This window comes from Actinomadura graeca, assembly GCF_019175365.1.
In the GTDB taxonomy this organism is placed as follows: Bacteria; Actinomycetota; Actinomycetes; order Streptosporangiales; family Streptosporangiaceae; genus Spirillospora; species Spirillospora graeca.
The window spans coordinates 1,094,770-1,110,290 of sequence record NZ_CP059572.1 but is presented as its reverse complement, the minus strand read 5'-3'; the positions used below and the strand labels follow the sequence as shown (position 1 = coordinate 1,110,290).

Genomic DNA, 15,521 nt, shown 5'->3' with positions numbered 1-15,521 from the left:
CGTACGTCGCGATCACCGGAAGATCCAGGACCGCTGCCGGAACCGGCCATCGTGTCGGCGGGATCGGCCATCATGGTCGGTGTGCCGAGCCCCCCGACGACGCCGTCCGCCGCGCCGCGGCCCGCGGTGCTGGAAGCCGTCCTGGAGCGCGTGACCTACGCCAACGAGGACACCGGGTACACCGTCGCGCGGGTGGCGACCGAGAAGGGCGGCGCCGACCTGCTCACCGTCGTGGGGGCACTGCTCGGCGCGCAGGTCGGGGAGAGCCTGCGGCTCACCGGCCGGTGGCGGTCGCATCCGAAGTACGGCCGGCAGTTCGAGGTCGAGTCCTACACCACGGTCCTGCCGGCGACCGTGCAGGGCATCCGCCGCTACCTCGGCTCCGGGATGATCAAGGGGATCGGGCCGGTGATGGCCGACCGGATGGTCGGGCACTTCGGCACCGACATCCTGCGCGTCATCGAGGAGGAGCCCGGGCGGCTCGTCGAGGTGCCCGGGCTCGGTCCGAAGCGCACCAAGCGGATCGGCGAGGCGTGGGAGGAGCAGAAGGCCATCAAGGAGGTCATGGTCTTCCTCCAGGGCGTGGGCGTCTCGACGTCGCTGGCCGTCCGCATCTACAAGCAGTACGGCGACGCCTCCGTCGGCACCGTGCGCCGCGAGCCCTACCGGCTGGCGGCGGACGTGTGGGGCATCGGGTTCAAGACGGCCGACACGATCGCGCAGGCCGTCGGCATCCCGCACGACAGCCCCGAGCGGATCAAGGCCGGGCTCCAGTACACGCTGTCCGAGGCCGCCGACGACGGGCACTGCTTCCTGCCCGAGCCCAACCTGGTGACGGCGGCGGAGAAGATCCTCGGCGTGCCGCGCGAGCTGATCGTCCCGGCGCTGGAGGAGCTGGCCCGCGACGAGGGCGTGGTCCGCGAGCGGGTCCCCGGCCCCGGCGACGACGCGGCGGCGATCCCGGCGGTGTACCTCGTCCCGTTCCACCGCGCCGAGCGCTCCCTCGCCCGCGGGCTGCGGGAGCTGCTGGACGCCCCGTCCGACCGGCTCGGGGCGTTCGCGGACGTCGACTGGGACAGGGCGCTGCCGTGGCTGAAGGAGCGCACCGGCCAGGCCCTCGCGCCCGAGCAGGAGGACGCCGTCAAGCTCGCCCTGACGTCCAAGGTGGCGGTGCTCACCGGCGGGCCGGGGTGCGGCAAGAGCTTCACCGTCCGCTCGGTGGTGGAGCTCGCCGCCGCGAAGAAGGCGAAGATCGTCCTGGTGGCGCCGACCGGGCGGGCGGCCAAGCGGCTGGCGGAGCTGACCGGGCACGAGGCCGCGACCGTCCACCGGCTGCTCCAGCTCCAGCCCGGCGGCGACGCGAAGTTCGACCAGGACAGCCCCCTGGACGCCGACCTCGTCGTCGTCGACGAGAGCTCGATGGTCGACCTGATCCTGGCCAACAAGCTGGTGAAGGCGATCCCGCGCGGCGCGCACCTGCTGCTCGTCGGGGACGTCGACCAGCTCCCGTCCGTCGGCGCCGGGGAGGTGCTGGCCGACCTGCTCGCCGCGGAGGCCGTCCCGCGCGTCCGGCTCACGAAGATCTTCCGGCAGGCGCAGCGGTCCGGCATCGTCGTCAACGCGCACCGCGTCAACTCCGGCGAGCATCCGCAGACCCGCGGCTTCCCCGACTTCTTCCTGTTCCCCTGCGAGGAGCAGGACGAGGCCGCCGAGCTGACCGTGGACGTCGTCGCCCGCCGCATCCCGCGCAGGTTCGGGCTCGACCCGCGCCGCGACGTCCAGGTCCTCGCGCCGATGCACCGCGGCGCCGCCGGGGCGGGCGGGCTGAACACGCTGCTCCAGGAGGCCCTCACCCCGCACGACGAGGCCCGCCCCGAGCGCCGCTACGGCGGGCGCGTGTTCCGGGTCGGCGACAAGGTCACCCAGCTCCGCAACAACTACGACAAGGGCGAGGCCGGGGTCTTCAACGGGACCGTCGGCGTCGTCACGTCGGTGTCGCTAGAGGAGCAGACGCTGACCGTCCTCACCGACGAGGACGAGAGCGTCGGCTACGCCTTCGACGAGCTGGACGAGCTGGCCCACGCCTACGCCATCACCATCCACCGCTCGCAGGGCAGCGAGTACCCGGCCGTCGTCATCCCGCTGACCACGGGCGCCTGGATGATGCTGCGCCGCAACCTGCTCTACACCGGGATCACGCGCGCGAAGAAGCTCGTCGTGCTCGTCGGGTCGCGGCGGGCGCTCGCCGCGGCCGTCCGCACCGCCGGTGCCGGCCGCCGCCACACCGCCCTCTCCCACCGCCTGGCGCCGTGACGGCGCCGGCAGTGCCCTGACGGCGCCCTGGCGGCGCCCGCCGGGGATCAGTCCTCGACGCTCAGCCGGTCGAGGCGCAGGCCGGTGAACGCGTCCGCGGTGACGCCGCGGACCCGCCCCGACCACACCAGATGGTCGTGCGCCGACCACAGCGGCATCGCGGGCATGTCGCGCAGCAGCGCGCTCTCGGCGAGCCGCGCCGGGATCACGCCGTCCTCGGCGGTCCCGGCCTCCCGGGCCTCGGCGAGGAGCCCGGTGACGGAGCCGTCGGCGGGGAGGGCGGGCGCGGCGTCCAGCAGCGACGCCAGCGACGCCACGGGGGCCGGGTAGGCGGCCGTCGCGTGGACGGCGAACGGGCCGTCCACCTCGCGCCGGGCCAGGGCCCCGCGCAGGTCGGGGACGGGACGCGGCCGCGCGTCCAGGCCCAGCCCCCCGTGGAGCTGCCCGGCGACGGCCCGCACCCACGCGTCGTCCCCGGCGCCCGCCTGGTACCAGAGGGAGAGCGGCCCGGGGAGGCCACCGGCGTCCTTCAGCGCGGCGGCCGCGGCGCGCGTGTCGTGGACGCACAGCCGGCACTGCCCCTGGCGGTGCCCCGGCAGGATGCCCGGGGCGACCAGCGAGTCGGCGGGGGAGTACTGGTGGCCGAGCACGCCCTCGGTCACCGCGGACCGGTCGACCGCCATCGACAGGGCGGTCCGCGCCGTGGGGGAGGACAGGCGCCTCGCCCAGCCGGGGAACACCAGGTAGGTGACGGTCCGGCCGGGGACGGCGAGGTGGCGGCCGCCGAAGTCGGCGTCCATCGACCCGTGCCGCGCGGGCGGCACCAGCGTCGCGACGTCCAGGTCGCCGTTCTCCGCCGCGGTGTACTGGCGGGCCGCGTCCGGCATCGCCCTGACCACGACGTCCCGGCCGCCGCCGGGCCGCCGCAGGACGACCTCGCCGCCGGCCCGCGCCGCGATCCGCATCGGGCCGTTGCCGACCGGGCTCCGCGCATAGGACGCCCAGTCGCGGGACCGCAGGACGCCCTCGGGCATCGGGAAGAACGCCGGATCGCCGAGCAGTGCGGGGAACCCGCTGAGCGGGCGGTCGAGCGTCACCTCGAAGGTCCGGTCGCCGGTGACCTTGAGGCCGTCCACGCCGTCGGGGCGGGGATGCCCGGCGCCCTTCACCCGGGCCACGTCCGCGATCAGCCGCGCGCCCGCCCAGCCCTCGCGCAGGACGGCCGTCCAGGCGCCGGTGAAGGAGCGCGCCGTGACGGGCGAGCCGTCGGAGAACACGCCGCCCGGCCGCAGCCGCACCGTCCAGACCCGCCGGTCGCCGCTCGTGACCGACTCCGCGGCGGCACCGGCGGGGGCGCCGGTGGCCGGGTCGTAGGCGACCAGTCCCGTCCACACCGCGTTCGCGATCATCCGCCCGGTCGTGTCGCGCACGTCGCCGGGCAGCAGCGTCGCGGGCGCGGGCGCGCCCACCGAGATCCGCGGATCGGCCGGGTCGCCGAGCGCCTTGAGGGCCGCGACCGGCGCCACCAGCACCACGACGGCACCGGTGACCAGGGCGGCGGTGCGCGGGGCGCTCTTCAACGGCCTCTCCCGGGGAGGTCGGGGCAGGACGCGGGGAAGCGTACGGCACCGGCGCCGGGCGGCGGAAGAGCGACCATGGACCGACCGGCCCCCCGTCCTGGACAGTCGCCACCTGCCCTTACGGTGCTGAGGCCAATTCGTGACATATCACCCTGTTGATCATCGTTCCAACTCTGGTCACACTGACGCTGCGCAGACCGTCCGACAGTGGAGGCGCCCATGACCCCCCGCCATTCCCTCCGCCCGCCGCGCCGGACGCGGCGGCTGCTCCAGGGCGGCGGCGCCGTCGCGGCCTCGCTGGCGCTCATGGCGGGCTCCGCCTGGGCGTGCCCGCCCGAGCCCGGCGCCCCGCAGGCCGGCGCCCCGGCCGCCGCGCGCGGGGAGGGGCAGGGAGAGGGAACGGGAGGCCACGGCGGGCACTACCACCGCTCCGCCGCGAAGACGGCCGGGCCGTCCGAGTCGATCAAGAACGTGCGGCGCGTCGGCGGCGTCACCGACGCCAAGGGCGCCATCTCGCTGATGTTCATCGACTACGGCCACGGCCGCCACAAGCGCACCATCCTGTACGCGACGGGCGAGTTCGGGCTGAAGGCCTACGACATCACCGCCGACCCCCGCGTCCCCAAGCTGGTCGGACAGCTCAACATGCCCGGCATGTGGGAGACCGAGGACACCGACTTCGACCCGAAGCGCAAGATCATCTATCTGTCCCGGGACCCGCGCGCGTTCGGCGGCACCACCGCCAAGGGCGAGTCGGGCGTCTACGTCGTGGACGCCTCCAAGCCGGAGAGCCTGCGGCAGATCACCTACGTCAAGGTCCCGGCCGGGCACACCACCACGTGCGTGAACGACTGCCGGTACCTGTGGACGGGCGGCCCGTCCAAGGCGGACTGGATGCCCGCCGACTGGGGCGGCCGGCCCGTGTGGGTCACCGACGTGCGGAACCCGGCCGAGCCGAAGGTGCACAAGGACCCGATCGACACCGGCCGCAACGACGGCAAGACCGACTACACCCACGACATCCAGGTCGATTCTGACGGCATCGCGTGGGCGTCGGGACGCGGCGGCGTCCGCGGGTACTACACGACCGGCCGCCACTACGACCCGCTGAAGCGCGAGTGGCGCCGCGCCACCGCGGTCGACCCCGTCCCGTACGCGGGCGGCGGGCTCGACGAGGCCACGACGCACTCCACGTTCATGCACAACAGCTACCGGGCCGTCGGGCGCACCCGGGGCCAGGCCGCCGACCCGCGCAGGTGGGGCAACGGCAAGCTGCTGTACGTCACCGAGGAGACGTTCAACGAGGGCTGCGCCAACGACGGGCTGCTCGTCATCGCCTCCCTCAAGGGCTCCTACGACGGCCAGGGCTGGCGCTCCACGCCGGAGAAGAAGTTCCGCCTGCAGACCGTCGCGACCTGGGGCGTCGCCGGGCAGGAGGGCAGCGACCCCGATCCCAAGCAGGACGACTGCTCCGCGCACTACCTCGACGTCCGCGACGGTGTGATCGTCCAGTCGTTCTACTCGCAGGGCACCCGGTTCCTGGACGTCAGCGACCCCACCAACCCCAGGCAGGTCGCCTACTACCGCCCCGCGGACGCCTCGTCCTGGCAGCCCTACTGGCACGGCAGGTACGTCTACGTGGCCGACAACACGCGCGGCATCGACGTCCTGGAGCCGACCTTCCGCTGACCTTCCCGCCGGTCACCACCCCGCCGGCGCACCCCGCAGAGGCCCGTCGCGACCCCCCTGGACGGGCCTCTGCCCGTGCCGGGCGGCCCACTCCGCCCGTGCCCGGCGGCTCACCGGAAGTGGTAGGGGCCGTCGGAGTCCCGGGCGTTGCGCTCGGCGGCGGCCACCGCGGACGCGGCGGCCCTGCGGAGCCGGTGGCCCGCCTGCTGGACGACCCGCGCCGGCCGCTCGGGCAGATGCCGGGTCGCGCCCCGGTGCCGCCGCCACTGCTCGCGTGCGCGGGCGCGGTGCTCCACCCGCAGGTGCTCCAGGAGCCGGTCGAGGTCCATGGAGATCTCCCCGTACAGCGGCCACAGGTCGCCGGCGGCGGCCCGCTCGTGCAGCTCCCGGTTGAGCCGGGCGCGCCGCTCCCGCGCGATGTCGACGCGCATCTCCAGGTCCTGCTCGGCCTTGAACGGCCGCGCGTCGCGGTCCAGGTCGGAGCGGGCGAGCCGGCCGTAGGCGGCGATGCTCGCGGCGACCCCGGCCAGCGCGTCCGCGAGCTGCGGGCGCAGGACGGGGTCGGTCAGCAGCCGGCCGTGCCCGCCGAGCCGCTCGTCGTCGGCCAGCGACCGGGTCAGCCCGCGCAGCGACAGCGTGAAGTGCTCCATCGTCTCGACGGCGTTGCGCAGCGCCACGCCCGCGTCGACGAGCCGCCGCGCCCGGGTCCGCGGGTTGAGCCGGACGCTCTGCTCCGCCGCGCCGAGCGCCTGGTCGGTGCGGGACAGGTCGCGGGCGAGCCGCTCCGCGCCCTCCTGCCAGCGGGCCGCCTCGCCCTCGGACGGCTCGCCGTCCAGGCCCTCGGCGATCTCCTCGATCAGCGCCCGCAGCCGCTCGGCGATGTCCTGGACGGCCTCCTCGGCGGGCCGGACGCGCACCGAGGGCGCCAGCAGCGTCGCCGCCAGCCCGGCGGCCGCCCCGACCAGCGTCTCCAGGAACCGCTCGGCGGCGCCGGACTCGCTGGCCGCGCCCAGCGCGAAGATCAGCATGGTGCTGATCGGCACCTCCAGCACATGCTCGCCGAGCCGCAGCACGTGCCCGATGACGAGGGCGGCGAGGATCGCGAGCCCGAGGCTCCACCAGGAGAAGCCCACGGTGCCGGCGAACAGCACCGCCACCAGCACCCCGGAGGTGACCGAGGCCACCCGCAGCACGCTCGACTTGATCGTCTCGTACACGGAGAACTGGACCACGAGCAGCGCGGTCAGCGGCGCGAGCAGCGGCTGGGGGCCGCCCTCGGGCAGCACCGCCTGCGCGAGCACGAAGGAGGCGACGGCGGTGAGGGTCAGGCGGGCGATGCGGAACGCGGTCGACCGCACCTCCGTCGCCACCTGGAGCGGCGAGCGGTCGGTGCGGCGGCCGGGACGGAGGAACGCGAAGGGCATGGGTGCACACGGGTGTCGGGGTCGCGGTACGGGTGCCCAGGCGGACACCCCTCCCTCAAAGGGATCCGAGACCTCTTTCTTCCCGCCTGACGGCGTTCCTCTCACATCCCGGGTAAAAACCTCTCAGGTGCGCCGGCGGGCGCGGAACGCCGCGACGTTCGTCCGGTTGGCGCAGGTCTCGGAGCAGAAGCGGCGGCGGCCCGAGCGGGAGGTGTCGGCGTAGACGCGGTCGCAGTCCCCGGCCGCGCAGACGCCGGTCCGGCCCAGGCCGTGCTCGACGACCAGCTCGGCGAGGTTCATCAGCGTGGTGGCGCGGAAGCGGTGCGGCAGCCGGGACGAGGGCGGCGCGTAGTGCATGTGCAGGCCGTGCGGCTCGTGGTCGGCCAGATGCGGGTGCATCGGGACCTCCAGCATCAGCTCGTTGAGCATGCCCATCGCCTCCTCCAGGCCGCCGGCCTCGAAGAACGGGCGCAGCGTCCGGCCCCACCGCCGGAACGCCTCGGCGTCGCGCGGCTCGAACTCACGCCAGAGGAACCCGTTGTCGCGCAGGAGGCGGCGCAGCGCGTCCTCCGAGGCGTCGCCCGTCACGCTGGTCACCGCGTTGACCAGCGCGACGGCGGCCGAGACCCCGTGGCTCCTGTACCCGGTGATCCGCAATCGCCGGCCTCCTCTCCCGCCGCCGTCCTGTAAATGATATTTTGATTTTACCCCTTACAGAGCTTCCGAGGATGCGCGGTGGAGGAATGCCCACGCTGTGGCTGGCCCCAGACCGAGGTGTACGAGGTCCTCTCACGTCACCTGACGTCGGAGGGCGTGGTGAGCTACACCCGCTGCGCCTGCGGTGAGATGCAGGTGAGGGTCCAGCCCTACACCCCCGGCGCGGTGGTGACCGCCGGGCACGAGCCCCCCGCGCCGGGCTGACATCGAGATGGGCCAGTACGCGCCCCTGTAGGTCAGTGGCGCCAGCGGGTGGCGGCGGCGACCTGTTCCGGTGTCGCGCCGTCCAGCAGCGCGATCTCGCCGCGCCGGACGGTCGCGACGGTGTCGGTCACCGCCTCGCCGAGCGCCTCCCGCAGGACGCCGTCCGCCTCGAACGCCGCGACCGACTCCGCGAGCGTTGACGGAAGCCGGGCGATGCCCCGCTCGGCCTGCTCGTCCGGCGCCAGCGTGCCCGGGTCGACGTCCACCGGATCGGGCAGCGTGGCCCCGGCGTCGAGCCCGGCGCGGCCCGCCGCCAGCAGCGCGGCGAGCGCGAGGTAGGGGTTGGCGGCCCCGTCGAAGCACTTGACCTCCAGGTTCGCGGCGCTCGCCCGCTCGCCGTCGGCGCCGGTGACCAGCCGCAGCGCCGCCTCCCGGTTCTCCAGCCCCCAGCAGGCGAACGCCCCCGACCAGTGCGACGGGACGAGCCGCAGGTAGCTGGCCACCGACGGCGCGCCGACCGCCAGCAGCGCGGGAAGCCGCTCCAGGATCCCGGCGGCGAACGACTCCCCGGCGGAGGTCAGCCCGTAGGGCCCGTCGCCGCCCGCCATCGCGTTGGCGGACCCGGAGGCGGGCCTCTCGGACGCGGCGGCGGGCTCGCCGGCCTGGCCGTCCCGCGCGTCGTCCTCGCGCCAGAGGCTCAGGTGGACGTGGGCGCCGTTGCCGACCGAGTCCGCCTCGACCTTCGGGGAGAACGAGGCGATGAGGCCGTGCTCCATGGACACCGCCCGGATCGTCTCCCGGACCAGGACGGCGGTGTCGGCGGCTCCGGCGGGGTCCTCGGCGGCCACGGAGATCTCGTACTGCCCCGCCGCGTACTCGGGGTGGAGCTGCTCGACGGTGACGCCCGTCGTGTCCAGGGCCCGGAGCAGGTCGCGCAGGTAGCCCGACAGCTCGCTGACCCGCGTCATGCCGTACGCCGGGCCGTGGCAGGCGGGGGCGAAGCCGTCGCCCGCGCTCTCCGACAGCGCCCACTCGATCTCGAACGCGGCCTTCGCCGTGAAGCCGGCGGCGGCGAGGCGGGCCATCTCGCGGCGCAGCACGGCCCGGGTGTCCAGCGGGTGGACGGCGCCGTCCTGCGCGTACCGGGAGGCGGGCGCGTGCGCCCAGCCGGGCATCGCGGCCATCGGGACGAGCCGGTCCAGGTCGGGGTGCAGGCGCAGGTCGCCCGCGGGGCCGCCGATGTACCGGCCGGACACGATGGAGTCGTCCAGGAGGAACACGTCGAACACCGGTGACATGCCGACGCCCCAGGACGCGGCGTGCTCCAGCCGCCCCACCGGGACGGTCTTGGTCCGCGTGATCCCGCTGACGTCCACCCAGGTGAGCGCGACGGCGACGACGTCCTGCCCGGCGAGGCGCCGGGCCGCCTCCGCGGCCCGGGCGCCGAGCCGGGCCCGTTCGTTGCCGTCGAGCGCCCCGTCGAAGGCGGCGGGCTGTCCGGAATCATCCACAGTGAGTGCTCCCGAGAGGAGTTGGCGAGGGGCGGGCGGGCACGGGCTCCGCCCGTACAGGCATCGTAGGAAGAACAGCGGGTGCTTTTCAGGGAGGAAGGCGGGTGTCGTGCTCGAATGGCTGGAGTCGATCGGATTGGCGGACCACCACTGCCACGGCGTCCTCGGCCGCGACCTCGGCCGCGCCGAGTTCGAGGCGCTGCTGACCGAGGCCGAGACCGGCGGGCCGCCGGGCGTGAGCCCGTTCGACTCGCAGATCGGCTTCGCGCTGCGGCGGTGGTGCCCGCCCGTCCTCGGCCTGGAGGCGCACGCCTCGCCGGAGGACTACCTCGCGCGGCGGGCGGAGCTGGGCGCGGCCGAGGTCAACCGCCGTTTCCTCGCCGCGGCGCGGCTGGAGTCCCTCTGCGTGGACACCGGGTACACGCCGGAGTCGCTCCTGGACCCGCCCGCCCTCGGGCGGCTCGCGGGCGCCCCGGCGCACGAGATCGTCCGGCTGGAGACGGTCGCGGAGCAGACCGCCCGGGACGGCGTCGCCGCGGCGGGCTTCGCCGACGAGGTCCGCGCCCGCGTCGCCGCGTGCGCGCCGCGGGTCGCGGGCGCGAAGTCGATCGCGGCCTACCGGGCGGGGCTGGAGCTGGAGGGCGCGCGCCCGTCGGCCGCGGAGGTGACGGCGGCGGCCGGGCGGCTGCTGCGCCAGGAGGACCCGCGGGTCTGCGATGAGGTGCTGCACCGTTTCCTGGTGTGGTGCGCGTCCGACGCCGGGCTCCCCGTGCAGTTCCACGTCGGGCTCGGGGACGTGGACGCCGACCTGCGGCGCGGCGACCCGCTGCTGCTCATCGAGCTGCTGCGGGCCATGGACGCCGCCGGGACGCCCGCGCTGCTGCTGCACAACTACCCCTTCCACCGTCAGGCGGGCTACCTGGCCCAGGTCCTCCCGAACGTGTACGTGGACGCCGGGCTCGCCACGCACAACCTCGGGCACCGCGCGCCGGCGCTGATCGCCGAGCTGCTGGAGCTGGCGCCGTTCGGCAAGGTGCTGTACTCCTCCGACGCGTTCGGGCTGGCCGAGCTGTACCACCTGGGCGCGCTGCTGTTCCGGCGCGGGCTCGCCGGGATGCTCGCCGGGGGAGTGGAGGACGGCGCCTGGACGGCGGCGGACGCCGAGCGCGTCGCCGCGCTCGTCGCGTCCGGCAACGCCCGCCGCGTCTACCGCCTGTGATCCGGTGCCGCCTGTGATCCGGTGCCGCCTGTGATCCGGTGCCGCCTGTGATCTCATGCCGCCTCCGGGGAGGGGCCGGGTACGCTCGAAACGATCACCGGGAGGGCGGCACATGGCGGGACGGGAGCGGCTGCTCGTCATCGGGGGCGACGCGGCGGGGATGAGCGCGGCGTCCCAGGCGCGCCGGCGGCGCGGCCCGGACGAGCTGGAGATCACCGTGTTCGAGCGCGGGCACCACGCGTCCTACTCGGCGTGCGGCATCCCCTACCTCGCCGGTGGCGTCGTCGCGGACGCCGGGGCGCTGATCGCCCGGACGCCGGAGGAGTTCCGCGACCGCGGCATCGACCTGCGCCTGCGCACCGAGGCGACCGAGATCGACCTGCCCGGCGGGCGGGTGCGCGTCCGCGGCCTCGACGGGGGCGGCGAGCGCTGGGAGCACTACGACCGGCTCATGGTCGCCACCGGCGCGGTCCCGGCGCGGCCCCGGCTGCCCGGCGCGGACGCCGTGGGCGTGCACGGCGTGCAGGTCCTCGGCGACGGCATCCGGATCCGGCGCGTCCTCGACGATGACCGGCCGCGCCGGGCGGTGGTCGTGGGCGGCGGCTACATCGGGCTGGAGATGGCCGAGGCGATGGTGACGCGCGGCCTGGAGGTGTCCCTCGTCGACGGCGCGGACCAGCCGATGCGCACCCTCGACCCGGACATGGGCGCGCTGGTCGCCGACGCGCTGCGCGGCGTCGGCGTGCGCCTGTACCTGGGCGAGCCGGTGGAGGGCTTCGACACCTCCGGCGGGCGCGTCACCGCCGTCCGCACCGCGGAACGGGTGCTGCCCGCCGACCTGGTGGTCCTCGGGCTCGGCGTGCGGCCGGGCTCGGACCTGGCCCGCGCCGCCGGCGTCGAGACCGGGGCGACGGGCGGGATCGTCACCGACCGGCGGATGCGCACCCGCTCCGAGGGGGTGTGGGCGGCGGGCGACTGCGTCGAGACCCGCCACCTGGTCTCCGGCGCGCCGGTCGCCATCGCGCTCGGTACGCACGCCAACAAGCAGGGACGCGTGGCCGGTGTCAACCTCGGTGGCGGGTATGCGACATTCCCCGGTGTGGCCGGCACGGCCGTCGCCAAGATCTGCCGGTCCGAGGTGGCGCGAACGGGCCTGAACGAGCGCGAGGCCGCGGAGGCCGGATTCGAGACGATCACGGCCGCCGTCGAGTCCACCACCCGCGCCGGCTACTACCCGGGCGTGACGACCATGCGCACCAAGCTGGTCGCCGAGCGCCGGACGGGGCGCCTGCTCGGAGCGCAGATCGTCGGCGAGGAGGGCGCCGCCAAACGCGTCGACGGCCTGGCCATCGCGCTGTGGAACGGGATGACCGTGGAGGAGATGACGGGCCTCGACCTCGGCTACGCGCCGCCGTTCTCGCCCGTCTGGGACCCGGTGCTGATCGCCGCCCGCAAGGCCGCCGAGCGCGTCGAGGAGGACATGCGCGCGGCGCCGTGAGCGGGGGGCGCCACATCACGCAAAGTGCCTGAACCGTCAGACTGCTCCGCTACGGTGAGGCGGCATGGAAGATCATCCCCCCCTTCTCCCCGACGAGGACGTCCTGGCGATCCCGGAGGCGTGGCGCACGTCGCTGCACACCCGGCGCGGCGGGGCGCGGGGCCCGGTCGCCACGGTGGCGGCGTCGGCGCCCGGGGCGGCGCGCAAGCTGATCGACGCCACCGGCGGAGCGGTCGCGTCGCTGCTGAAGGGGGAGACCGGTGACCCGGCGCTGACCAAGGCCGCGCGCCGGTACCTGGACGGGGCGGACGACCCCGCCGGCGCCGCCGTGGTCGCGGCCGTCACCTCGCTCGGCACCCCGCGGGCGAGCACGTCGGTGCACCGGACGTTCGCCGACGCCTGGACCGCCGAGCACGGCGTGGGGTTCGCCGCGTGCGCGGTGGTGGAGCTGAGCCGCACGCGGGCGACCCGCCGCGGCGGCGGCGACTGGGCCGGGACCTGGGTGGGGGCCGGGCACCGCGAGCGCGACGACGGCGCCGGGGTCGGCGAGGAGACGCTGCGGCGGGTCCGGGGCCTGCTCGCGGTCGCGGAGGAGCACGCGTACGCCGAGGCGGTGGAGCGGCTCGCCGCCCACCGCCTCACCTGGTCGATGTCCTGGCTCGTGTCCTACCTCGCCCCGACCCGCGAGGACTGGGTGGACGAGTGCTGCGCCGCGCCCGCCCCGATCGCGGGCGGCGGCGGCCTGCGCTGGCTGATCTACTCCACGGTCGGCACGCCCGGCCAGCTCACGACGCCGGTCCCGGCGCGGGGCCTGTCCTGGAAGGACGCGACCCGCGCCCTGCTCGTCACGATGGTGGACGGCGTGGGCCCCGGCGTCCTGCCGTTCCTGCTCGACAGCGCGGCGAGCGGCCACCTGGAGTCGGCGGACCGCAGGCGCCTCTACGAGACGATCGCGGTGCTGCCGACGGACGAGGCGTTGCTGGCGCTGCTGGACCGTGTGGACCGCAAGCACGTGCGGCCCGCCCTCGGCGAGGCGATGAAGCGGTTCCCGGTGCGGGCGCTGCGGCTGCTGGCCCGCGCGGGCGCCGAGGACCTGCTCGGCGAGCACGTCCTGCTGCACCCCGAGGTGGTCGCGGCGGCGCTGCCGGGGCTGCCCCGCGACGTCCGCGCCGTGGTCGAGCGGATCGCGGCGTCGTCCGTCCGGGTGCCGGACGCGCCTGACGACGCCCTGCCCGCCGCCCTGACGGACCCGACGTGGGAGCGGCCGCACCGCCCCGCCGTCGACGGCCTCCAGGCGCCGCCGCCGCGCCTGGCGTGGCTGGACGGCGAGCAACGGGAATGGGCCGACGCCGATTCGGGCGTGGCTCCGCCGGAGGGCAGCGACTGGGCGATGCTCGTCGAGGGCCACACGTCCGGCGCTCCCAAGACCGGGTCGGTGCAGCTGATGGTGCACGGCCCGGACGAGCTGATCCGGCCCCTCCTGCCCGGCTTCACCGGCTTCCCCCGCCGCGACGCGCACCGGTGGACGCGGCCCCTCGTCGCCCGGTACGAACTGGACGCGCTGCCCGTCGCCGTGCGGATGGCCGAGGCGTACCCCGCGACCTGCGGCGATCCGCTGCTGCCGTACCTGGACGAGCGGGTGGCGCTGCTCGCCGCGGACTGGTTCTCCCGCCGGGGGAAGGGCGCCGCCGCCGGGCGCCGGTGGCTCGATCGGCACGGTCTCGACGCTGTCCCGCTGCTCGTCCCCGCGGCGCTCGCCACGACGGCCAAGCGGTGGCGGCCGGCCGAGCACGCCCTCCGCCACCTGGGCGGCGCGCACGGCCTGGACGGGATCGTGGAGGCCGCCCGCGGCGTCCACGGGGACGAGGCCGCGGACGCGATCCGCGTGCTGCTGACCGCGAGCCCGGCGGGCACCGGCCTGGTCCAGCCGCCGGCGATCGGCGCGTGGGCGGACCCGGCGGTCCTCCCGCAGGTGCTCCTGCGCGACGGGGAGCGGGCCCTGCCGCGTGAGGCGGCGCGCCGGCTCCTGGAGCTGCTGGCGATGCCCGTCCCGCACGGGATGGAGGAGGTCCGCCGGGTGTGCGAGCCGGAGACGATCGCGGAGTTCGGGTGGGCTCTGTTCCAGAAGTGGCGCGAGGCCGGGGCGCCGTCGAAGGACGGGTGGGCGCTGACGCAGCTTGGCCGCAGCGGCGATGACGCGACGGTGCGGCTTTTGACGCCGGTCATCCGTGCGTGGCCCGGTGAGGGCGGTCACAAGAACGCGGTGAACGGGCTGGGTGTGCTGGCCGAGATCGGTTCGGACGTGGCGCTGATGCATCTGCACGGCATCGCCCAGAAGGTGAAGTTCAAGGGGCTCCAGGCCGAGGCGCAGACGAGGGTCAGGGAGGTCGCCGACCGCCTCGGGCTGAGCACCGAGCAACTGGCGGACCGTCTCGTCCCCGATCTCGGGCTGGACGCCGATGGTTCGATGACGCTCGACTACGGCCCGCGGCGGTTCCGCGTCGGGTTCGATGAGCAGCTCAAACCGACCGTCGCCGATGAGGACGGCACGCCCCGCAAGTCGCTGCCCAAGCCCGGCGCCAAAGACGACCCCGGCCTCGCTCCGGCCGCCCACAAGGCGTTCACCGCGCTGAAGAAGGACGTCCGCACGGTCGCGTCGAGCCAGCTGCTGCGCCTGGAGCGCGCGATGGTGACGCAACGGGAGTGGACGGCCTCTGAGTTCCGCGAGTTCATCGCCGGGCACCCTCTGGTGCGGCACCTGGCGCGCCGTCTCGTCTGGGCCGCGCGGGACGGCGCCGCGACGACCGCGTTCCGCATCGCCGAAGACGGCACGTTCGCCGACACCGAGGACGACGCGTACACGCTCCCGGACACGGCGTGCGTCCGCGTCGCGCACCCGCTGCACCTGGACGTGGCGGCCTGGGCGGAGGTGTTCGCCGACTACGGGATCCTCCAGCCGTTCCCGCAGCTCGGACGGCCCGTCCACGCCCTCACCGACCAGGAACGCGGAAGCGGGCGGCTGGAACGCTTCGAGAACCTCAAGGTCCCCTTCGGCAAGGTCCTCGGGCTCGTCCGGCGCGGCTGGGAGCGCGGCGTCCCCCAGGACGCGGGCGGCGAGCGGTGGATCTCGCGGCGGGTGGGCCCCGGCCGGTACGTCGTGATCGACCTGGACCCGGGGATCTCGGTCGGCGCGGTCGACGCGACCGGCGACCACCAGATCCTGGAGTACGTGTGGATCGGCACCCGGCCCACCGACTTCTGGCCGTCCAAGGGCACGCCGCTGCGGTTCGGGGAGCTGGACCCGGTCACCGCGTCCGAGGTCCTCGCCGACCTGACCACGCTGTCCGACGCGGCGGTCTGACCGGC

10 protein-coding genes are annotated in these 15,521 nt (G+C 75.2%); 6 read left to right on the top strand and 4 right to left on the bottom strand.

Translation table 11 applies throughout. From position 1 onward, the window contains the following. Positions 1-81: 81 nt before the first annotated feature. Positions 82-2,313 (top strand): SF1B family DNA helicase RecD2, encoded by a 2,232-nt coding sequence (recD2, locus tag AGRA3207_RS05265; protein ID WP_420830871.1) that lies wholly within the window; start codon positions 82-84, stop codon positions 2,311-2,313. Between the two features lie 47 nt (positions 2,314-2,360). On the opposite strand, the gene AGRA3207_RS05260 is transcribed toward recD2, so the two are convergent. Then, positions 2,361-3,893 (bottom strand): peptide ABC transporter substrate-binding protein, encoded by a 1,533-nt coding sequence (locus AGRA3207_RS05260; RefSeq protein ID WP_231333417.1) that lies wholly within the window; start codon positions 3,891-3,893, stop codon positions 2,361-2,363. A 219-nt stretch (positions 3,894-4,112) separates the two neighbouring features. Here AGRA3207_RS05260 and AGRA3207_RS05255 point away from each other — a divergent pair, with 219 nt between their 5' ends. Beyond that, entirely contained in the window at positions 4,113-5,582 is a 1,470-nt protein-coding gene (locus AGRA3207_RS05255) for an LVIVD repeat-containing protein (protein ID WP_231333416.1), read from the top strand. 110 nt (positions 5,583-5,692) lie between these two features. Here the strand turns inward: AGRA3207_RS05255 and AGRA3207_RS05250 are convergent, their stop codons facing one another. Together AGRA3207_RS05250 and AGRA3207_RS05245 are read right to left on the bottom strand one after the other, a co-directional pair. Next, entirely contained in the window at positions 5,693-7,006 is a 1,314-nt protein-coding gene (locus AGRA3207_RS05250; RefSeq protein ID WP_231333415.1) for an FUSC family protein, read from the bottom strand. 123 nt (positions 7,007-7,129) lie between these two features. After that, positions 7,130-7,663, bottom strand: coding sequence for a CGNR zinc finger domain-containing protein (locus tag AGRA3207_RS05245; protein WP_231333414.1), 534 nt, complete (start codon positions 7,661-7,663; stop codon positions 7,130-7,132). A gap of 78 nt (positions 7,664-7,741) precedes the next feature. On the opposite strand from AGRA3207_RS05245, the gene AGRA3207_RS05240 reads away from it, so the two are divergent. Further along, positions 7,742-7,927 carry a hypothetical protein gene (locus tag AGRA3207_RS05240; protein ID WP_231333413.1) on the top strand — a complete coding sequence of 62 codons (186 nt, stop codon included), beginning with the start codon at positions 7,742-7,744 and terminating at the stop codon, positions 7,925-7,927. Between the two features lie 32 nt (positions 7,928-7,959). On the opposite strand, the gene AGRA3207_RS05235 is transcribed toward AGRA3207_RS05240, so the two are convergent. Then, on the bottom strand, positions 7,960-9,438 hold the full coding sequence (locus AGRA3207_RS05235; RefSeq protein ID WP_231333412.1) for a type I glutamate--ammonia ligase: 1,479 nt from the start codon (positions 9,436-9,438) through the stop codon (positions 7,960-7,962). 109 nt (positions 9,439-9,547) lie between these two features. On the opposite strand from AGRA3207_RS05235, the gene AGRA3207_RS05230 reads away from it, so the two are divergent. From AGRA3207_RS05230 to AGRA3207_RS05220, 3 genes are all read left to right on the top strand, one after another. After that, entirely contained in the window at positions 9,548-10,657 is a 1,110-nt protein-coding gene (locus AGRA3207_RS05230) for an amidohydrolase family protein (RefSeq protein ID WP_231333411.1), read from the top strand. Positions 10,658-10,769: 112 nt separating this feature from the next. Then, a complete protein-coding gene (locus AGRA3207_RS05225) occupies positions 10,770-12,155 on the top strand; it encodes an FAD-dependent oxidoreductase (protein ID WP_231333410.1) in 1,386 nt (461 codons plus the stop codon). A gap of 64 nt (positions 12,156-12,219) precedes the next feature. Then, positions 12,220-15,516, top strand: coding sequence for a DUF4132 domain-containing protein (locus tag AGRA3207_RS05220; RefSeq protein WP_231333409.1), 3,297 nt, complete (start codon positions 12,220-12,222; stop codon positions 15,514-15,516). Positions 15,517-15,521 lie beyond the last annotated feature (5 nt).